The sequence below is a fragment of the Arthrobacter sp. Y3223151 genome (genome assembly GCF_059091125.1).
Window position 1 is genome coordinate 124,353 of the sequence record NZ_JBNHGI010000006.1, and the last position, 20,020, is coordinate 144,372.

A 20,020-nucleotide genomic window follows, 5' to 3' on the forward strand; every position below is an offset into this window, starting at 1 on the left:
CACCACATGTCTGAAACCGTGAACTTGCCCGCCCTCGGTGAAAGCGTCACCGAAGGCACTGTGACCCGCTGGCTGAAACAGGTCGGCGACCGGGTCGAAGTCGACGAACCCCTGCTCGAGGTTTCCACCGACAAGGTCGACACCGAGATCCCCTCTCCGGTAGCCGGTGTGATCGAAGAGATCCTGGTCGCCGAGGACGAAACCGCCGACGTCGGAGCCCCGCTGGTGCGCATTGGCGACGGTTCCGGCTCCGGCGAGGCAGCCGAAGAAGCGCCGGCGGCGCAGCAGGAGGCTGAAGCCCCCCAGCAGGAAGCCCCCGCCCAGGAGGCCCCGAAGCAGGAGGAGCCCCGGCAGGAAGCCCCCGCCGAGGAGGCTCCCGCCGCCGGTTCCGGCGAAGGCACCGAAGTCACCCTCCCGGCCTTGGGCGAAAGCGTGACCGAGGGGACGGTCACTCGCTGGCTGAAGCAGGTGGGCGACACCGTCGAGGTCGATGAGCCGCTGCTCGAGGTCTCCACCGACAAGGTAGACACGGAGATCCCGTCCCCGGTGGCCGGCACGGTCCAGGAAATCAAGGTCGCCGAGGACGAGACCGCAGAGGTCGGTTCGGTGCTCGCCATCATCGGCACCGGTGCCGGCCCCGCCAAGGCGGAGCCGAAGGAAGCCGAGCCGGTGGCCGCGGCGCCTGCCGAGGAACGCGAAGCCCCGGTGGCTGAACCGTCCGCCGAACAGCCTGCCGCAGAAGCCCCCAAGGCCGAGGCTCCCAAGGCCGAGGCTCCGAAGGCCGAGGCTCCGGAGGCGGCAGCCCCCCAGGCAGCCCCGGCCCCCGCCGAGCCCGCCGCGGGCCCGGACGCCGGCTACGTCACCCCGCTGGTCCGCAAGCTGGCCAACCAGCACGGCGTGGACCTGTCAGCCGTCAAGGGCACCGGCGTGGGTGGACGCATCCGCAAGCAGGACGTGCTGGAGGCGGCCGAATCCGCCAAGCCGGCCGCAGCACCGGCAGCCGCCGCGAAGGCTCCGGCGGACGCCGCGGCCTCGGCCAAGCGCGGCACGGTCGAGAAGGCACCGCGGATCCGCCAGGTGATCGCCCGCCGGATGCGCGAATCGCTGGACGCTTCCACCCAGCTCACCCAGGTCCACGAGGTCGACATGACCAAGGTGGCCAAGCTGCGCGAGCGTGCCAAGAAGTCCTTCCAGGAGCAGAACGGCGTCAAGCTGACGTACCTGCCCTTCATCGCCAAGGCCGTCGCGGAGGCGCTCAAGCAGCATCCGAAGCTGAACGCCGAGTACGACGAGGAAAAGCAGGAGATCACCTACCACAACGCCGAGCACCTGGCGATTGCGGTGGACACCGACAAGGGCCTGCTGGTCCCGGTGATCAACGACGCCGGCAGCCTGAACCTGGCCGGCCTGGCGGGCAAGATCGCCGATGTTGCCGCACGTACCCGCAGCAACAAGATCGCTCCCGACGAGCTCTCCGGCGGTACCTTCTCGATCACCAACATCGGCAGCGTCGGCGCCCTGTTCGACACGCCGATCATCAACCAGCCGCAGGTGGGAATCCTCGGTACCGGCGCCATCGTCAAGCGGCCCATGGTGGTCCAGGATGAGAACGGCGACGATTCGATCGCCATCCGCTCGATGATGTACCTGTCCCTGACCTACGACCACCGTCTGGTCGACGGCGCGGATGCCGGCCGTTTCCTGCAGACACTGCGGGCGCGTCTGGAAGCCGGACAGTTCGAGGCGGACCTGGGCCTCTAGCCCGACCCCCCGCGCGACGCACGGATGAGCGGCGGGCTGCGTTCCCAGTGGACGCAGCCCGCCGCTGTGCTTTGCCCCCTCGGCCCGCCAGCCGCTACTACGTCAGGTAGAAATACCCGTCCCGCCGCGGCATGGCGCGGATCTGCGTACCTCCCCGGCCGATAAGCTGGGCCTATGGACATCCTTTACAACATTTTCGTCTTCCTGCACATCGTCGGTGCTGCCATGATCGTCGGCATCTGGATCGGCAACATGAAGAAGCCCACCGTCCACCCCCGCCAGTTCGACGGCGCCGCCCTCCAGCTGATCACCGGCGTCATCATGATGGGCCTGATTCCGGCCCTGGCCATGGACGCCGACTACGTGAAGCTGACCATCAAGCTGGTCATCGGGCTCGTCGTGGGCGTCCTCGCGTTCATCGGCCGCCGCAAGTACAAGGCCGGCGAACCGATTTCGACCGGGCTGGCCCATTCCGTGGGCGGCCTGGCGCTGCTGAACGTCGCCATCGCGACCCTCTGGAACTGACCTTACGAATGTGCACGCTGCGGCCGGCCCCGCCCCGGGGCCGGCCGCGGTGGCTTAAACCGTTGCCGCCGGACAGTCGGGCGCAACTCCCCTAGGATGAAGAAGACGGCACCGGCCGCCTTTGGCCGGGACCGGCGGAAAACGCATCCTGTACATCGACCAAGGAGGACATATGGCTACAACACGTTCTGCCAGCACCGAGTGGAACGGCGACCTGTTTAGCGGCGCCGGCCAGACTACGTTCGAAACGTCCGGGATCGGCACCTACGATGTCACCTGGAAGGCACGTGCGGACCAGTCCGAAGGAAAGACCAGCCCCGAAGAACTGCTGGCTGCCGCCCACGCCACCTGCTACTCGATGCAGTTCAGCAACATGCTTAAGGAAAACGGGACCACCGCCGAGAGCATTAAGACCTCGGCGGCCGTGGATTTCGTGCCGGGCACCGGCATTACCGAGATTCGCCTGACCGTGAACGCGACCGTCCCCGGGATCAGCGAGGACGACTTCCAGCGCCTGGCCTCCGGTGCCAAGGACACCTGTCCGGTTTCCGGCGCCCTGGCCTCCGTGCCGAGCATCACGATTGATGCCACTCTGGCCGGCTAGCACTCCAGTCTTCGTCGAAGAACCCCGGGCACCTTCGGTGTGCCCGGGGTTCTTCAATGTTCGGCCCGGCCCTCAGCCGGCCTCCTGCGGACGCGGCGGCAGCGGTCCGGGGCGCAGCACGGGATAACCGGCCCGCGCCGGCGGCTGGTCGGTCGGCAGCTCGCCCAGCATCTCCTTGAGGATGCCGACGCTGTGCTCCAGCTGCGGGTCCTCCCCCGCCCCGTACGCATGCGGCGGAAACGGCACCTCGATGTCCGGATCCACCCCGTAGTTCTCCACGCCCCAGCCCACGCCCTGCGTGAACCAGAACGCGTACCGCGGCTGCGTGACACCGGTGCCGTCGGCCAGCGAGAACTTCGCGTCGATGCCGACTACCCCGCCCCAGGTCCGCGTCCCGACCACGGGACCGATTCCGCGCAGCTTGCTCACCTGGGTGATGATGTCGCCGTCGGACCCGGCGTATTCATCCGTGAGGACGACGACGGGGCCCCGCGGCGCATGGGCCGGGTACGTGCCCGGCTGCTCGCCGCGGGCGAGGTTCCAGGCGGTGACCTTCCGGCCGATCAACTCGGCAACCAGCTGGGAGGTATGGCCGCCGCGGTTGCGCCGTACGTCGATGACGAGCGCGTCCTTGGCGGTCTCCACGTCCAGGTCGCGGTGCAGTTGTGCCCAGCCGCGCGCCACCATGTCCGGGATATGGAGGTAACCGAAGCGTCCGTTCGATGCCTCGCGGACATTGCGGCGGTTCCCGGAAACCCAGTTCTGGTACCGGAGCCGCTCTTCGTCGCGGATGGGGATCACGGCGATCCGCCGCTGCAGGCCGGCTTCCGGGCTGCCCGCCCCGTTGACGATGGTGAGCTCGACCGTCTTGCCGGCCGCGCCGGCCAGCAGCGGCGCCGGGCCTGCCAGCGGGTCCACGGGGATGCCGTCCACCGCCGCGATCACGTCCCCCGGGTCGACGGCTGCGCCCGGAGCTGTCAGCGGAGACATCGCCAGCGGGTCCGACGATTCGCCGGCGAGGATCCTCTGCACGGTCCAGCCCGCCTCGGTCCGCGCCAGGTCGGCGCCGAGCCGTCCCTGTTTCCCGGAGCCGGGCTCGGCGACCGGCGGGGGCGAAACGTAGGCGTGCGAGGTGCCGAGTTCGCCATGCAGTTCCCAGAGCAGGTCCACCAGGTCGTCGTGCGATCCAAGCCGCTCGACCAGGGGCCGGTAACGGTCGTAAACGCCTTGCCAGTCCAGCCCGGCCAGGTCCTCGGCCCAGTAGAAGTCGCGCTGCAGCCGCCAGGCCTCGTCAAACGCCTGGCCCCAGACCTTGAGCGGTTCGAGCGTGACCCGGATCCGGCCCAGGTCGACCTGCACGCTCTCGGGCGAGTCGTCGTCGACCTTGCCGGCGGCCGGCACGGCCTTCACCTGCGCCTTGTGCACGTACACGATCCGCTTGCGGTCCTGGGACACCTCGTAGGAATCCAGCGCGGGCACCAGCACGGAAACCTCCCGGCGGGAGAGGTCGAACCGCTCCAGCCGCTGGGACTGCTCCGGCTCCTCCGCCGACGCACGGCCTTCTCCGGTGACACCGGCGGGGTCACTGGCCAGCCACAGCAGGGCTCCGTCTACCGCGCTGAGGTCGGTGTAGCGGCCCTGCCGGACCGGGACCGGGATGATCCGCTCGCCCAGCCGTTCGGCGTCCACCACCATGTCGGCGACGGCGGGCGTGGCCTGGTCCTCCCCGTTCGGGGATCCGTCGTGATCCTTCCCGGCCGACGGCGGCGCGTCCGGCAGCGTGCCGTGCACCGACGGACCGAACGGCGAAGACGTGGCGGCGGCCAGGGCCACCAGGAACGGCTTGGTCGATTCGGGAAAACCCAGGTCGAAGCTGTGGGTGGAATAGACCGGATCGAAGCTCCGTTCGGAGAGGAACGCGGCGAACTTGCCGTCCGGGGTGAACGCCGGACCATGGTCGCGGAAGCGCCCGTCGGTCACGTCGACGATGCCGCCGGTGCCGTCGGCCCGGGCCAGCCGGAGACGCGTGCGGGTGCCCTCCGCGGTCACGGGCTCGGCCCACAGGATCCAGCGGGAATCCGGTGAGAAGACCAGCTCGCTGATCGCCCCGTGGTCGGTGCCGGAGAGCCGGCGGAGCTGCGCGCTGTCGGCGTCCAGGACCAGTACCTGGCCGTATTCGGTGGCCACTGCCGCCAGCTTGCCGTCCGGACTGGCGGCAAGCGCGCTCACCCGGTCCGGGCCGGGCAGCTCGACGCGGCGCAATTGCTGCGGCTCCAGCGCCTCGGCGGAACGGGCGTCCGGTTCCCCGCCGCCGCTTCCGCCGCCTTGCCGTCCGCCGGACCGCACCTCCACGATGGGCTGGGACTGGGTCGGATGCACGACGGCGGAGGCCGACACCGGGCGCGGCAAGCCGTCGGGCTCCGGTTCGGCGGGGGCCGGCGCGGCTGCCGCGGGAGCAGGCTGGTCGGACCGGGACAGCTGTTCGAAGACCTGGCGGATGTAGAGGGCTTCTTCGCCGTCGTGGTCGGCGACGTAGACCACCCGCGTGTCGCCGAGGGGCCGCGCGAGCCGGGCGCGGACGCCGGGCGTCGATTCCACCGCGCGCGACGGGCCGTCCCGGTGGGTCAGCCAGTGCACCGTGCCGTGCGTTTCGATGACGGAGGCGGTTCCCTTGGGATTCGGCACGGCGGAGGCCAGGTGCTTTGCCACGTCGAGCGGGCGGCCGCGGCGGCTCGTGGATGCCGAGCCCAGCGTGATCTCAAGCCGGCGCGGCGCGCCCGGGGAGTCGAGGGAGTCCAGGATCCAGAGTTCGCCGGCGGATTCGAAGACCACGCGCGTGCCGTCCGTCGCGGCATGGCGGACGTAGAAACCGTCGTGGTCGGTGTGCCGGCGCAGGCCTGTTCCATCCGGCCGCACCGAGTACAGGTTGCCGTAACCTTCGTGGTCGCTCAGGAACGCGATCCGGTTGCCGATCCACATCGGGTCTGCCAGGTTGCCGTCGAGTTCGGCCGCCAGGCGCCCGAACTCGCCGCCGCCGTCCCGGTCGATCCACAGTTTGCCGGCCGTTCCGCCGCGGTAACGCTTCCACCACGCCGGTTCGCGCGAGAGCACGCTGCCGACCACGACCGGACGCTCGTCGCCGAGTTCCGGCCCGAACGCGATCGAGTCCACGGGGCCATAGGGCAGGACCCGGGCGTCCGAGCCGTCCAGCGGCACAGCGTAGGCCCAGGTGTGACGTGATTCTTCGCGTTCGAAGGAACTCGTCACCAGGGCGTGGCCCGCGGGCGTGAATCCTTTTACCTTCGTGCTGGCGTGCCCCCAGTAGGTCAGTTGGCGGAATCCCCCGCCGTCGACCGACGCCGTGACGGCCTCGGGGGCGCTGGCCTGCACCACGCTCCAGGCCAGGTGCTGCCCGTCGGGCGAGAACCTCGGGTTCCGCGCCGGCAGTTGCAGCGACGAAACACGCCACGCCCGGCCGCCGGCAAGGGGCGCGACCCACACGTCGTCCTCAGCGACGAACGTGACCAGATCGCCGTGCACGTGCGGGTAGCGGAAGTAGCTCGATGAAGTCATGCCTCGATCTTAGTCACGGCCGGTGCGGGCCCCGGGGTCATCCGAGCGGCGGGGCGCCTCGCGGGCTGACTGGATCAGCCAGCCGGCATCCCGCCTCACCATCTCAAGTTGGACCCGTTGCACGCTGGGTTCGGCGCGTCGTCCCAGCACGCTGCCGTCGGCGGCCACCTGCCGGTACGCCGACGTGCTGACGGTCGCGGCCACCCATTCCTGTGGCCCTCCGCCTGGTGGCGCTGGATCCACGGTTACCGCCTCCACCGTGGTTTCCAGCCCGTCGAGCCAGCTGCCGGAGCCTGCCAGCGCCGCGATGATGCCCCGGTCCGTGTCCATGACGGCCGTGCCGGGTACATTGACCCGGTTGAGCAGCGTTGCGTCGCGGGTCCTGACGGCCTCGGTGCGCAACCAGGCCAGGGCGGGCAGGGCCGCCGCGGCATCGCCGCCCCGCAGCGCCCGTTCCAGTTCCGCCGGCAGTACCCGGGCTTCGGGAGGAGCCGGGGGCTGCCCTTCGCGCTGCGCCGTGGACACCTGTTGCACGGACCGGTCACGGCCGGGCGATGAGACCGCATCCGGAACGCTCGGCGGAGCAGGCGTTACGTTGCCGGCCAGGGCGAACAGGATGCCCGCTGCCGCAGCCGCGGTGACCGCCAGCCCGGCCCTGGCCCGCCGGCCGGGGGCGGGCCGGGCACCGCCTCCGCGGCCGGCCCCAACCTGCGCCCGCGGAAACGGTGGCAGCAGTCCCCTGTCCCGGCGGCCGGCGGCCTTACCCGCCGCCTGCCGCCGGGTCAGCAACTGGCTGGCAACGGAAGGATGCGCCGACGCCGTCAAATCCAGGGCCTCCGGCTTTGCGGCCCGAATCGCCCGGCGGGCGAACTCCGCCGCCGAGGGGCGCTCCCCTGCACGCTCGGCCAGTCCGTCTTCCAGGAGGGCCACCAGGTCATCGGGCACCTCGGGCACCAATGCCGCCAGTGGCGGCCGCTGCGCGGTGGCACCGGGCACCCGGCCGGTGAGCGCGAACCAGCCGATGGCTGCCAGCGCATAAATGTCCGCTTCGGGATCCAGCCGGCCGCCGCCGGACCCGCTGCGCGGTGCCCCGAACCCCGGCGTGCCCGCCGCCGGCGGGCGGTTACTGCCCAGCGCGCGGGCGACCCCCAGGTCGGCCAGCATCGGCTTGCCCACCGCAGTGAACAACACGTTGCCGGGCGATACGTCCCCGTGCACGGTCCCGGTCCCGTGCAGGTAATCCAGGGCCTGTGCTACCGGAGTCAGAATCGTCACGGCCTCGCCCACGGCCAGCGGGCCGCGGGCGGCGACGAGTGCCGCGAGCGAGCCGCCGGCAGCATATTCCAGCAGCAGCCCGGGCCCGCGGTCGGTCGCCACGTGACCGTGGACGGGCAGCAGGTGCTCATGCCGCGCCCCCGCCAACAGGGCAAGTTCATGGTCGGCGGCAGCGGCGGCCGCGGCCCCCGGTTGCCCCTCCGCGGCAACCGCCCAGGGAGCGGGCTCGCCCTCATCGGCGGCGGATACGTGCCAGGCAGGGCGCCGCCCCGGCGGCGGGCCTCCGCCGTCGTCGGAGGAGGAAGCAGGCGGCGCAGACAGCACCTTCAGGGCATACTCCGTACCGGTCAGCGCCTCGCGGACCAGCCATACCGAGGCCGAGGCGCCGCTGCCCAGCCACCGCTGCACGTGCAGCCCCGGCGCCGCCGGGCGCGGCGGTTCCTGCTCCACGGAGGCCGCCCCGGATGTCTGCCCATCTTCCATGGACCACTTGTACTCCGTTTGGCCGCGGGGTGCAGGAGTTATCCACAGCAATTGCGGCGTTACACAAATAGCAGTGCCCGGCCCCCGGAGCGTAGTCTTGCTGAATGGCTCTTGAGTTTTCTCGGCTGGGCTTCGCCCCTGACTACGTCGATTATGAAGAAGGCTGGGCGCTGCAGCGCAAGCTGCACGCCGAAGTCGTGGCGGGCACGGCGCCCAGCACCGTGCTGTTGCTGGAGCACAGCGCCGTCTACACCGCCGGCAAGCGGACCGAAGACCATGAGCGGCCGCTGGACGGCACCCCCGTGGTCAGCGTGGATCGTGGCGGCAAACTGACCTGGCACGGCCCCGGCCAGCTGGTGGGTTACCCCATCGTGGCTCTCCCGGATCCCACCCGGGTGGCCGACTACGTTGACATCCTCGAGCAGGTCCTGATTAACGTGCTCGCCGGTTACGGCGTGGCCGGCACCAGGATGGAGGGCCGCTCCGGCGTCTGGATCGAGGCCGACGAGCGCGGTCCGGCCCGCAAGATCGCCGCCATCGGCATCCGCGTGAACCGCCGGGTAACCATGCACGGCTTCGCGCTCAATTGCCGGAACGACCTGGCACCCTACAGCCAGATCATTGCCTGCGGCATTACCGACGCCGGCACCACCACCATCCAGGCCGAGACCGGGCTGGACGTGGCTCCGGCCGACATCGCAGACCGGGTGGAGGAAGAACTCCGCTCGTTCGAGACATCCCTGGTCAAGGCCGGCACTCCCGGCCCCGCGGCCACCGACACCGACACTGGCCACCGCCAGACCGAAGGAGCCCTGTTGTGACGCTCGCCCCTGAAGGACGCCGCCTGCTGCGCGTCGAGGCCCGCAATGCAGCCACCCCCGTGGAGCGCAAGCCGGACTGGATCAAAGCCAAGGTCAACATGGGCCCCGAGTACGTGGGCATGAAGAACCTGGTCAAGAAGGAGGGGCTGCACACCGTCTGCGAAGAGGCAGGCTGCCCCAATATTTTCGAATGCTGGGAAGACCGCGAGGCGACGTTCCTGATCGGCGGCTCCGAGTGCACGCGCCGCTGCGACTTTTGCCAGATCCACACGGGAAAGCCCTCGCCCGTTGACATCCTGGAACCCACCAAGGTGGCCCAGTCGGTCCAGCAGATGAACCTGCGCTATGCCACCGTCACCGGCGTGGCCCGCGACGACCTGGCCGACGAGGGCGTGTGGCTCTACGCCGAGACCATCCGGAAGATCCACGAACTCAACCCCGGCACCGGCGTCGAAATCCTGATTCCGGACTTCTCCGGAAAGCCCGAACACATCACGGCCATCTGCGACGCCAAACCGGAGGTGTTCGCGCACAACGTGGAAACCGTGCCCCGGATCTTCAAGCGCATCCGGCCGGCCTTCCGCTATGAGCGTTCGCTCGATGTCATCACGCAGGGCCGCGACCAGGGCATGGTGACCAAGTCCAACCTGATCCTGGGCATGGGCGAAACGCGCGAAGAAATCTCCGAGGCGCTGCGCGATCTGCACGCCGCCGGCTGCGACCTGGTGACCATCACCCAGTACCTGCGCCCGACCGAACGCCACCACCCGGTGGAGCGCTGGGTGAAGCCGGAGGAATTCGTGGAACTGAGCCAGGAGGCCGAGGAGATCGGCTTCCTGGGCGTGATGAGCGGGCCGCTGGTGCGCTCGTCCTACCGCGCCAGCCGCCTCTGGGCCACCGCGATGCGCAAGAAGGGCCTGGAGCTTCCGCCCCAGCTCGCCCATATCGGCGAGTCCGGCAGCACCCGCCAGGAAGCCGCCACGCTGATTGCAGCCCGGTAGCTGAACCGCCGGAACCGCGGTCCGGGAGCCTGCCGGCTGCCGGGCCGCTGCCGTGTCCGCGTCCGGCACGAGTGCCTCCTCCGTCACGATAGAATTGGACATTATGGCCCATAGCACCGATTCCGACGCCCCGAAGCGGGGTCTCTTCTCACGCAAGCCCAAGGCTGGGAAACCGTCCAAAGCCAACAAGCAGCCCGGCCGGCTGAAGCAGATCGGCCAGGTCTTCCGGATGACCCGGCGCAACGACCCGAACGTTGTCTGGTTCATGCTGCTGGCCTTCCTCGGCATCGTCGCCGTCGGCCTGGTCATCGGCCTGCTGATCAACAACTGGGTCACGCTGCTGATCATCTCCATCCCGCTGGGCCTGCTGGCCGCCACCTTCATCCTGTCGCGGCGCGCCGAACGTGCGGCGTTCTCGCAGATCGAGGGCCAGCCCGGTGCTTCCGGCGCGGCCCTCAGCGTGCTGCGCCGCGGCTGGATCCTGCAGGACCAGCCGGTGGCCGTGAACCCGCGCACCCAGGACGCCGTCTTCCGCGCCGTGGGCCGCCCCGGCATTGTGCTGGTCACCGAGGGCCCCTCGCACCGCGTGCGGCAGCTGGTCGAGTCGGAGCGGCGCAGGCTTCGCCGCATTCTGCCCAATGTCACGATCCATGTGATCGAGACCGGCCGCGGCGAAGGCCAGGTGGAGCTGAGCAAGGTTGCCAAGACCGTGCAGAAGCTCAAGAAGGAACTGACCAAACAGGAAGTCAGCGCCGTGGACAAGCGCCTGTCTGCCCTGGGCAGCAACAAGCTCCCCATCCCCAAGGGCGTGGACCCGTTTAAGGCCCGCCCGGACCGCAAGGCCATGCGCGGCCGCTAAGAGCGCGTCCCGCCTGACTTACCGAGAGGCTGCCGGTTTCACCGGCAGCCTCTCGGGTTTAACGGGTTGGGAGCCGGCTGGGTTGTGCCGGCAGGGTTGGGACGGGCCGTGAGGCGCTGCCTCGGCGGCGCACCAGGATGGTGGTGCTCACGGCACGATCAAGGAACGCTGCCTCAGCGGCGCACCAGGACGGTGCCCATGGCGCGATCGTGGAAGCCTCGCTGGTCGGCGTCGAAAATAACCGCCGGAATCACCAGGCACAGGAGGACGGTGCGCACGACGGCGGCCAGCAACCCGGGTGCGGAACCGTCGAGTTTGCGCACGTGGATGCCGAGCAGGCGGTGGCCGAAACTGTAGCCGAGCGTCCCTACCAGCAGCAACTGCTCGACGGCGAACACCGCCAGGATGGCCAGCTGGCTGCCGCCCAGGAAGGCGTTCGCGATCGCGTAGCACAGGAGCCAGTCAATGAGCAGCGCCACGATCCGTCGCCCCGGACGCGCAATCGAGCCGGACCCGGATTGCGGGAGCCCGAGCCGCTGCCCGGGCCATTTCTGGATGTTGGACTGCGGGGGGCCTTCGAGCCAGGAACCAAGATCGCGTCTGCTTACCACCCCTCAAGTTTACCGGTCCTGCCTGCCGCGGGGTTCCCCGGGGTGCGGGCCCGAGTTCCCGCCGGTAAAGCGTGAAGGCCACTGACGGTAAACTTGCAGTGCACGTCGATTTCGTAACCTGCCCGAAACAATTGCGACACTGTCGGGAAATTCCCTGCTCCTAATGTTGTAACTGTTGCCGGCCCCGTACAGCGGAGGCAGGTTCCCCCAGAATGCGTAAGGAGCATGACCCGATGTTCAAGAATGCGGACGAGGTCCTCAAGTACATCGCCGACGAAGACGTTAAGTTCGTCGATATCCGTTTCACCGATCTGCCCGGCGTCCAGCAGCACTTCAACGTGCCGGCCAAGACCGTTGACGCGGACTTCTTCGTGAACGGCCAACTCTTCGACGGCTCCTCGATCCGCGGCTTCCAAGGCATCGCCGAGTCCGACATGCAGCTGATCCCGGATGTTTCCACCGCCTTCATCGATCCGTTCCGCGTCGAGAAGACCTTGGCGCTCAACTTCTCCATCGTGAACCCGCGCACAGGCGATCCCTACCACCGCGACCCCCGCGGCGTGGCCGAGCGCGCCGAGGCGTACCTGGCCTCCACCGGAATCGCCGACACCGCGTTCTTCGCCCCGGAAGCCGAATTCTTTATTTTCGACGACGTCCGTTACCAGTCCAGCCCCGAGCATTCCTTCTACCGGGTGGACTCGGTCGAGGCGTACTGGAACTCCGGAAAGCGGGAGGAAGGCGGGAACCAGGGGTACAAGACCCCGGTTAAGGGCGGCTACTTCCCGGTGGCCCCCACCGACAAGCAGGCGGACCTGCGCGACGCGATCTGCGTGGAGCTGGACGCCGTCGGCCTCGAGGTCGAGCGCTCCCACCACGAGGTCGGCGCCGCCGGCCAGGCCGAGATCAACTACAAGTTCAGCACGCTGACGCACGCGGCCGACGATCTGCTGAAGTTCAAGTACATCGTCAAGAACGTCGCCGACGCCTGGGGCAAGTCCGCCACGTTCATGCCCAAGCCGGTGTTCGGCGACAACGGCTCCGGCATGCACTGCCACCAGTCGCTCTGGACCGGCGGGCAGCCGCTGTTCTACGACGAGAAGGGCTACGCCGGCCTCTCCGACACCGCCCGCTGGTACATCGGCGGCCTGCTCAAGCACGCTTCCGCCGTGCTGGCGTTCACCAACCCGACGGTGAACTCCTACCGCCGGCTGGTGAAGGGCTTCGAGGCCCCGGTGAACATGGTCTACTCGCAGGGCAACCGGTCGGCCGGCATCCGCATCCCGATCACCGGCTCCAATCCGAAGGCCAAGCGCATCGAGTTCCGCGCTCCGGACCCCAGCTCGAACCCCTACCTGGCCTTCGCCGCGCAGCTGATGGCAGGCCTGGACGGCATCAAGAACCGGATCGAACCTGCCGACCCGATCGACAAGGACCTGTACGAGCTGCCCGCCGAGGAAGCCAAGGACATCCAGAAGGCTCCTGGTTCGCTGGAGGAAGCGCTCGAGGCACTGGAGGCGGACAACGAGTTCCTGCAGGCCGGCGGTGTCTTCACCCAGGACCTGATCGACACCTGGATCGCCTACAAGCGCGAAGAAGAAATCGCGCCGCTGGCCGCCCGCCCAAACCCGTACGAATTCGAGCTCTACTACGGCTGCTGACCGCTAAGCTTGCAGGATCGCGGCTAGGCCGCAGGGAGTCCGCACGAGCTGCCAACACTTCGGTGATGGCGGCACGTGCGGACTCTTTTTGTCCGGAAAGGCAGGTCTTCTACCGTCGCTCTGCAACCCTGAACCTGGCCTCGTAGGTATACGGCGACGGTTGCTGCTATGCGAAGACCGGCTAAGCCGGCTGCTGGCCCGAGACCACCGGTGCGGCGAATCAGGCGCCCAGCGAGAAGAACAGCCCGATGGGATTTCCTGCCTAGCTCGTGACAAGCTCTTATGGCATCAATAGTCTCAGGGCATGAGTCAGGGCATACAGGAGTGGAACCGGAAACAGCAGAGGCTCATGCTGGTGGTCTTATTCAGCGCGCTCATCGTTTCCTGGCTGAACTTGGTGCTGTCCTTCGTTGAACCTTGGCACTGGCTGATAGTTGGCCTCCAGACGGCGCTGACGATAATTTCCATCGCTCTGCTGACACGTTTTGTTCTCCGCCAGCGAGACGAATACTGGCGAGAAAGGGGAAAGGATCCCAAACACCCTGAACTTTGACGCTCGATGGAATGGCGGTACGGACTGGTTGCCGGTATCCATGCACTGCCCAAGGATGCCGGTAGTAGCGACACCTTTACTGTGTCGACCGCGGAGTGCTCCGGCTCTTTCACCCGAGTGCCCCGGCGCGTGCACCCGTCATCCGATCGGGCCGCACCGGTGAGCGGCTGCGGGAGAGGGCCTCGGCTGCGACTTCGAGGCGTGGCAAAATGAAGCCTATGGGCGAAAGCGGGGGGCCCGCACCTCAGAGCCGCACGCCGCGACCGGTCAGGGCCGCGCTCATCGGCGCTGCCGTCACCTTCCTGGTGTTTCTGGTCATCCTGCGCGTCGGAGTCGCCTATTCGCTGGTGCTGACTGCCACCGCGCTGCTGTTCGCGGGAGTGGTGGCGATCATCCGCAGCGCGCTGCGTAGGTAACGCGCGAAGCGCTATGCGGGTAAGGCCCGGGGCGCCGCTCAACCGCCCCGGTGGGTCTCGGCGGCGCCGATCAGTTGTCCCGGCGCGTCTCGGTGACCGCCGTCAGCAGGAACACCGAGTCCTCGGACGCCTCCACCGAGTGCCGCTCCTGCGGGATCACGGCGAGCTGGTTCTGATTGACGGCCATGCGGCCGGACGCGGACACCACGGTGACCGCCCCTTCCAAAACCAGCAGCGTGCCGGCCAGCGGGGCGTTGTGCTCCCCCAGCTCCGCCCCTGCCTTCAAGGCCAACACCGTCTGGCGCAGCGGACCGTCCTGGGCCACCAAGGCGGCACTGCGTCCATGCGGGGCTCCGACTGCCACGGCCAGGTGTTCGCGTCCAAGCACATCGATGTCGGTCATGTCCGGCGCTCCTTCGGTTGGGTTCCGGCCTCAGCCTAACCCGGCGCCCTGTTCCCGGCCACACCAACAGGGCGGGGCCCGACGGCGGCGCACCCCCGAGCATCGGAGGGCACCGCCGTCGGCCGGTCAGAGGACCTCAGAGGACCTCAGAGGACCTTGGCCAGGAAGTCCTGGGTACGTGCCTGCTGCGGAGCGCCGAAGAGTGCCTCCGGGCTGCCTTCTTCCACGATGTTGCCGTCGGCCATGAAGATCACGCGGTCGGAGACTTCGCGGGCGAAGCCCATCTCGTGGGTGACCACCACCATGGTCATGCCTTCGGCCGCCAGATCCTTGATGACCTGCAGCACCTCCCCCACCATTTCCGGGTCCAGGGCGCTGGTGGCCTCGTCGAAGAGCATGATGTCCGGGTTCATGGCCAGTGCCCGCGCGATGGCCACGCGCTGCTTCTGTCCGCCGGAGAGCTGGGCCGGGCGGGCGTCGGCCTTCTCGGACAGCCCCACCCTCTCCAGCAGCTCGAGGGCCTTGCTGCGTGCTTCGGCCTTGCCGAGCTTCTTGAGCTCCACCGGGGCCAGCATGATGTTCTCCAACACGGACTTGTGCGGGAACAGGTTGAAGTGTTGGAAGACCATGCCGATGTGCTGGCGCACCTTGTCCAGGTCGACCTTCGGGTCGGTCAGGTCGAAACCGTCGACCACAACGGTTCCCCCGCTGATGTCCTCCAGCTTGTTCAGGCAGCGCAGGAAGGTCGACTTGCCGGAGCCGGACGGCCCGATCACGCAGACGACTTCGCCTTCGGCCACCTCGACGTCGAGGCCCTTGAGGACCTCGTTGCTGCCAAAGCTTTTTCTGAGTCCGGCGACGTGAATCTTGCTCACTTGTTGAACCTCTTATCCAGGATGTTGGAAAGCTTGATCAGCGCGGTGATCACCACGAAGTACAGCGCCGCCACGATCAGCAGGGTTTCGCCGGTGCGGAAGTTGGAGGCGTAGATCTGCTGGCCCTGATAGGTCAGTTCGGCGAAACCGATGACCGCCAGCAGGGAGCTGTCTTTGAGCGTGATGACGAACTGGTTGATGAAGCTGGGGGTCATGATCTTGACCGCCTGCGGGATCACGACCTTCTGCATGGACTTGACGTAGCCCAGGCCCAGGCTGCGGCTGGCTTCCATCTGGCCGGGATCCACGGACTGGATGCCGCCGCGGACGATCTCGGTCATGTAGGCGCCGGCGTTCAGGCTCAGCGTCAGCACGCCGGCGGTGAGGACGTCGATCGGCGCCCCGGTCAACTGCGGCAGGCCGAAGTAGAAGAAGAACGCCTGGACCAGCAGGGGTGTCCCGCGGAAGATGCCCACGTAGGTGGTCGCGATCCCGCGCAGCACGATCCGGCGGGATACCTTCAGGAATCCAAAGGCAACGCCCAGGACCAGGGCGATGAGGATGGAGATCGCCGTGGCGAACAGCGTGAGCCCCAGGCCCTTCATCAGGGCGGGCAGGCTGTCGGTCAGCAGTTGCCAGAAGCTGCTCTTCCCGGCGGTCTCCGGCGAGGCGAGGTACTTGTCCAGGATCTGCTGGTATTCGCCGCTGGCCTTGAGCTCGGCCAGGCCGGCGTTGAAGGCCGCGATCAGTTCGGGATTCCGGTCCTTGTTGACCGCGAAGCCGTAGGAACTTCCGCGTTCCTTCTCCGTGACGGCCTTCAGCCCGTTGTTCTGGGCGATGCCATAGGCGAGGACCGGGTAGTCGTCGAAGACTGCCACGGAGTTGCCGGCCTTGACGTCGTCGTACATGGTGGCCGACTGGTCTAGGGGCTTGACCGTGAAACCGTACTCTTCGGCGATGGAGTCGGCGAAGGCTTCACCCTCGCTGCCGCGCTTGACCGCGACTGTCTCGCCCGCGAGGTCCTCGTACGAGGTGATCTCGTTGTTGCTCTGCGCCACGGCCATCTGCACGCCCGAGTCGAAGTACTGGTCGGAGAAGTCGAAGACCTGCCGCCGCTCGTCCGTGATGGACATGCCGGCGATGACTCCATCCACCTGGTTGGACTGCAGCGCCTGCAGCGCGGCGTCGAACCCGAGCGAGCGGATTTCCACCTCGAAACCCTGGTTCTCGGCGATCGCCCGCAGCAGGTCCATGTCGATGCCGACCAGTTCGCCGCCCTGGCGGAACTCGAAGGGGGCGAACGTCGTGTCGGTACCGATGACGTAGCTCTTGCCGCTGGCGCTCTGCGGCGCCTGGGCCGCAGCCGCGGCCGCGTTGCCGCCGAAGACCAGCGAGAGCACCGCCAGCAGTCCGGTCAGGGCCAGCAGGCGCCGTCCCAGCCCGGTGCGTTGGAGGGTGTGCAAACTAAACAGCTCCTAGATTTGTTCTCAGGGCACGCCTGTACAGCCTGTGCAAGGCGCAAAAGATCCTCATTGAGGGTACAGACCGGTGACCGGCGGCACCACTTGGCGTCGGGGAGGCTAGGTGCCGTAACCGTAGAAGTAGCGCTCGAAGATGGCCCGGGCGCGGCGGGTCAGGCGCAGGTAGTCTTCCTCGATCGCCGCAGCGTTTCCGGGCTCGTAACCGCACCAGCGTGCCACCGCTTCGAGGTCCCGGCGCGAGGCCGGCAGCACGTCTAAGTTCTTGCCCGCCCAGATCACATTGGCCGACCGGATCCGGGTGGCGAGGCTCCAGCTTCGCCCGAGGGCGGCGGCGTCCTCGCCCGGCAGCAGCCCGGCGGCTGCGATGGCGGAGAGCGCTTCGAGTGTGTTGGTGGTACGCAGCTCCGGGAGCTTCCGGGCGTGCTCCAGCTGCAGCAGCTGGACCAGCCACTCCACGTCGCTGAGTCCCCCGCGGCCGAGCTTCAGATGGCGGGCCGGATCGGCGCCGCGCGGGAGCCGCTCCGATTCCACCCGCGCCTTGATCCGGCGGATCTCGCGCACCTGATCGTTTCCCAGCCCCTCCGGGTAGCGGATCGGATCCACGAGCGCGATGAACTCGTCCGCCAGGTTGTCGTCGCCGGCCATCGGGCGGGCGCGCAGCAAGGCCTGCGCCTCCCAGACCAGGGACCAGCGTTGGTAATACTCGCGGTAGGAGTCCAGCGAGCGCACCATCGGCCCGTTCTTGCCTTCCGGCCGCAGCGCGGCATCCACTTCGAGCACCCGTTCAGCCAGCACCGGAGGTGTGCAGGGCTGCTTCAGGAGGGAAGAGATCCGCGTGACGATGCGCTCCGCCTGCTGCTGGGCCAGGCCGGGGTCGGCTCCCGGCAAGGGCCGGTGCACGTACATGACGTCGGCATCCGAGCCGTAGCTGATTTCCCGTCCGCCCTGCCGGCCCATGGCCACCACCAACAGGGCCGTCAGCCGTTCCTCGGACTCCAGCACGGAGGTTTCCGCCACATGGAGCGCGCCGAGCACGGCGGCGCGGTCTGCGTCCGCCAGCGCGGCGCCGACCTGGGACTGCTCCAGCAACCCGGAGGAGTCGGCGAGCGCGATGCGCAGCGTTTCCCGGCGCCGGATCAGCCGGATCAGCCGGATGGCCTCCTCGGGCACCGGATGGCGGGACATCTTGGACCGGATTTCCTGCCACTGGGCGTCGAAGCTGAGCGGGACGAGGTCCTTGTCGGTGCCCAGCCAGGCCGTGGACTCCGGCGAGACCTCCAGCAGGTCCGTGATGAAACGGCTGCTGGAAAGGATGTGGCACAGCCGTTCGGCGGCCGAGCTTGAGTCCCGCAGCATGCCCAGGTACCAATGAGAGTCTCCCAGCCGTTCGCTCAACCGGCGGAAGCCCAGCAGGCCCGCGTCCGGATCGACACCGGAAGCGATCCATTCCAGCAAGACCGGAAGCAGCTGGCGCTGCAGCGACGCCTTCCTGCTGACCCCGCCGGTGAGCGCCTCGATATGACGCATCGCGCCGCGCGGATCCTGGTAGCCCAGCGCGGCCAGCCGGCCCTGCGCGGCCTCCGGGGTCAGCCGCACCTCGTCCAGGCTCAGGTTGGAGGCCGCGGCCAGCAGCGGCCGGTAGAAGATGCGTTCGTGCAGCGCCCGCACCCTGCGCTTGGTCTGCTGCCACTTCTCCAGCAGCTCGGCCGGCGCCGGTCGCCTCTCGAGCAGCGCGCCCTGCGCGGCTTTGGCCAGCACGCGCTGCGCCTGCTCGTCGTCGGGCATCAAGTGGGTCCGGCGCAGGTGCACCAACTGGATCCGGTGTTCCAGGACGCGCAGGTACCGGTAGGCCTCATCGAATTCCTGGGCGTCGGTGCGCGAGATGTAGCCGGCCGTGCTCAACGCCGCGATGGCCGACGTCGTGTCGCGCTGGCGGATGGATTCGTCGACCCGGGCATGCACCAGCTGCAGCAACTGGACCGTGAATTCGACGTCGCGGAGCCCGCCGCGGCCCAGCTTGATCTGGCGACCGCGCTCATGGGCCGGGATGTTGTCGGTGACCCGGCGCCGCATGGACTGCACCGACTCGACGAACCCTTCCCGTTCCGACGAGGACCACACCAGCGGCGACACCGCTTCCTCGTACCGACGGCCCAGCTCGGCGTCCCCGGCCACGGCCCGGGCCTTCAGGAGCGCCTGGAACTCCCAGCTCTGCGCCCAGCGCCGGTAATACGTCAGGTGCGAGTCCAGCGTCCGGACCAGCGGCCCGTCCTTGCCCTCCGGGCGCAGATTGGCGTCGACTTCCCAGAGCCCGGGTTCCGGGCCGGGTGAGGAGATGGCGCGCGCCGTTCCGCTGGCCAGCGCCGCGCCGATCACCCCGGCCTCGGTGTCCGCGAGCCCGTCGGCCTCGACGACGTACACCACGTCGACGTCGGAAATATAGTTCAGCTCCCCGGCCCCGCACTTGCCCATGCCGATGATGGCCAGCCGCACCGCCGCGACGTCGCCGGCGCCGAAACGTTCCGCTGTCTCGGCGCGGGCCACCGCAAGCCCGGCGTCCAGCGCGGCCGCGGCCAGGTCCGCCAGTTCCCGGGCGGCGTCCGGCAGGAAGTCGACCGGGGAGGCTGCGGAGAGATCGCGGATCGCCAGTTCGGACAGGTGCCGGCGGTACGCGCTCCGCAGCGCGACGTAGGCGTCCTTGCCCGAAAACGAGGCGACCGGCTGTCCCGACAAGGGGTCCGCCCCGACGGAACGCAGCAGCGAGCTGCGCAGCCGGGAGGCCGGCACCCGGCCGGGTTCCGGTCCTATATCCGTATCGAGGACGTCCAGATGCTCCGGCCGGCGGAGCAGGAAGTCCGCCAGTGCCTCGGAAGCCCCGAGCAGCCGGAACAGGGCTTCGCTGCCGTCGCCGCCCATGTTGATGACGTCCGCCAGGGACGGGTTTTTCTCCAGCAGTCGCACCAGTGACACCAGCGCCTGGTCCGGGTCGGCGCTGACCGCGAACCCGGCCTCCAGCCGCTCCTGGCTGATGCCGGACAGTTCACTGGCCTGCAGGAACCGGGTGCTGCGCTCCAGATCGTGGAATCCTCGGGCGATCAAGCGCCGATTCGTCAGCACGTGT

16 protein-coding genes are annotated in these 20,020 nt (G+C 68.4%); 9 read left to right on the forward strand and 7 right to left on the reverse strand.

Annotation, left to right across the window (positions count from 1 at the left end; translation table 11 throughout):
• Positions 1-6: 6 nt before the first annotated feature.
• The 3 genes from sucB to AC5RUP_RS10655 all read left to right on the forward strand — a co-directional run bounded on the left by sucB (position 7) and on the right by AC5RUP_RS10655 (position 2,890).
• Positions 7-1,761 carry a 2-oxoglutarate dehydrogenase, E2 component, dihydrolipoamide succinyltransferase gene (gene sucB / locus AC5RUP_RS10645; protein WP_494158531.1) on the forward strand — a complete coding sequence of 585 codons (1,755 nt, stop codon included), beginning with the start codon at positions 7-9 and terminating at the stop codon, positions 1,759-1,761.
• Between the two features lie 174 nt (positions 1,762-1,935).
• The gene (locus AC5RUP_RS10650; protein WP_494149345.1) at positions 1,936-2,286 is read left to right on the forward strand and encodes a hypothetical protein; all 351 of its coding nucleotides are present in this window, start codon (positions 1,936-1,938) and stop codon (positions 2,284-2,286) included.
• A 172-nt stretch (positions 2,287-2,458) separates the two neighbouring features.
• Entirely contained in the window at positions 2,459-2,890 is a 432-nt protein-coding gene (locus tag AC5RUP_RS10655) for an OsmC family peroxiredoxin (protein ID WP_493987444.1), read from the forward strand.
• Between the two features lie 72 nt (positions 2,891-2,962).
• Here AC5RUP_RS10655 and AC5RUP_RS10660 read toward each other — a convergent pair whose 3' ends face one another.
• Both AC5RUP_RS10660 and AC5RUP_RS10665 read right to left on the reverse strand, forming a co-directional pair.
• Positions 2,963-6,463, reverse strand: a complete 3,501-nt coding sequence (locus AC5RUP_RS10660) for a S41 family peptidase (protein WP_494158532.1) — start codon at positions 6,461-6,463, stop codon at positions 2,963-2,965.
• A gap of 9 nt (positions 6,464-6,472) precedes the next feature.
• Positions 6,473-8,221, reverse strand: coding sequence for a serine/threonine-protein kinase (locus AC5RUP_RS10665; RefSeq protein WP_494158533.1), 1,749 nt, complete (start codon positions 8,219-8,221; stop codon positions 6,473-6,475).
• A 104-nt stretch (positions 8,222-8,325) separates the two neighbouring features.
• On the opposite strand from AC5RUP_RS10665, the gene lipB reads away from it, so the two are divergent.
• The 3 genes from lipB (at position 8,326) to AC5RUP_RS10680 (ending at position 10,902) form a co-directional block, all read left to right on the forward strand.
• Entirely contained in the window at positions 8,326-9,042 is a 717-nt protein-coding gene (lipB, locus tag AC5RUP_RS10670) for a lipoyl(octanoyl) transferase LipB (protein WP_493999490.1), read from the forward strand.
• A complete protein-coding gene (gene lipA / locus AC5RUP_RS10675; protein WP_493999489.1) occupies positions 9,039-10,043 on the forward strand; it encodes a lipoyl synthase in 1,005 nt (334 codons plus the stop codon). Before lipB ends, lipA begins: the two co-directional genes overlap by 4 nt.
• Before the next feature lie 103 nt (positions 10,044-10,146).
• Complete coding sequence (locus AC5RUP_RS10680) at positions 10,147-10,902, forward strand: DUF4191 domain-containing protein (protein ID WP_493978004.1); 756 nt, start codon at positions 10,147-10,149, stop codon at positions 10,900-10,902.
• 173 nt (positions 10,903-11,075) lie between these two features.
• Here AC5RUP_RS10680 and AC5RUP_RS10685 read toward each other — a convergent pair whose 3' ends face one another.
• A complete protein-coding gene (locus AC5RUP_RS10685; RefSeq protein WP_494067630.1) occupies positions 11,076-11,513 on the reverse strand; it encodes an RDD family protein in 438 nt (145 codons plus the stop codon).
• A gap of 233 nt (positions 11,514-11,746) precedes the next feature.
• Here AC5RUP_RS10685 and glnA point away from each other — a divergent pair, with 233 nt between their 5' ends.
• The 3 genes from glnA (at position 11,747) to AC5RUP_RS10700 (ending at position 14,140) form a co-directional block, all read left to right on the forward strand.
• Positions 11,747-13,171 (forward strand): type I glutamate--ammonia ligase, encoded by a 1,425-nt coding sequence (gene glnA, locus AC5RUP_RS10690; protein WP_493967363.1) that lies wholly within the window; start codon positions 11,747-11,749, stop codon positions 13,169-13,171.
• Between the two features lie 304 nt (positions 13,172-13,475).
• Entirely contained in the window at positions 13,476-13,724 is a 249-nt protein-coding gene (locus AC5RUP_RS10695) for a hypothetical protein (protein ID WP_494067629.1), read from the forward strand.
• A gap of 218 nt (positions 13,725-13,942) precedes the next feature.
• Entirely contained in the window at positions 13,943-14,140 is a 198-nt protein-coding gene (locus AC5RUP_RS10700) for a hypothetical protein (protein ID WP_494158534.1), read from the forward strand.
• Between the two features lie 70 nt (positions 14,141-14,210).
• Here the strand turns inward: AC5RUP_RS10700 and AC5RUP_RS10705 are convergent, their stop codons facing one another.
• The 4 genes from AC5RUP_RS10705 to AC5RUP_RS10720 form a co-directional block, all read right to left on the reverse strand.
• Positions 14,211-14,543, reverse strand: a complete 333-nt coding sequence (locus AC5RUP_RS10705) for a cupin domain-containing protein (RefSeq protein ID WP_494153410.1) — start codon at positions 14,541-14,543, stop codon at positions 14,211-14,213.
• Between the two features lie 146 nt (positions 14,544-14,689).
• Positions 14,690-15,418, reverse strand: coding sequence for an amino acid ABC transporter ATP-binding protein (locus tag AC5RUP_RS10710; protein ID WP_493999485.1), 729 nt, complete (start codon positions 15,416-15,418; stop codon positions 14,690-14,692).
• A complete protein-coding gene (locus AC5RUP_RS10715) occupies positions 15,415-16,881 on the reverse strand; it encodes an amino acid ABC transporter substrate-binding protein/permease (protein ID WP_494153409.1) in 1,467 nt (488 codons plus the stop codon). Before AC5RUP_RS10715 ends, AC5RUP_RS10710 begins: the two co-directional genes overlap by 4 nt.
• 117 nt (positions 16,882-16,998) lie before the next feature.
• Positions 16,999-20,016: a bifunctional [glutamine synthetase] adenylyltransferase/[glutamine synthetase]-adenylyl-L-tyrosine phosphorylase gene (locus AC5RUP_RS10720; RefSeq protein WP_494153408.1), complete on the reverse strand. Its 3,018-nt coding sequence runs from the start codon at positions 20,014-20,016 to the stop codon at positions 16,999-17,001.
• Between the last annotated feature and the right edge of the window lie 4 nt (positions 20,017-20,020).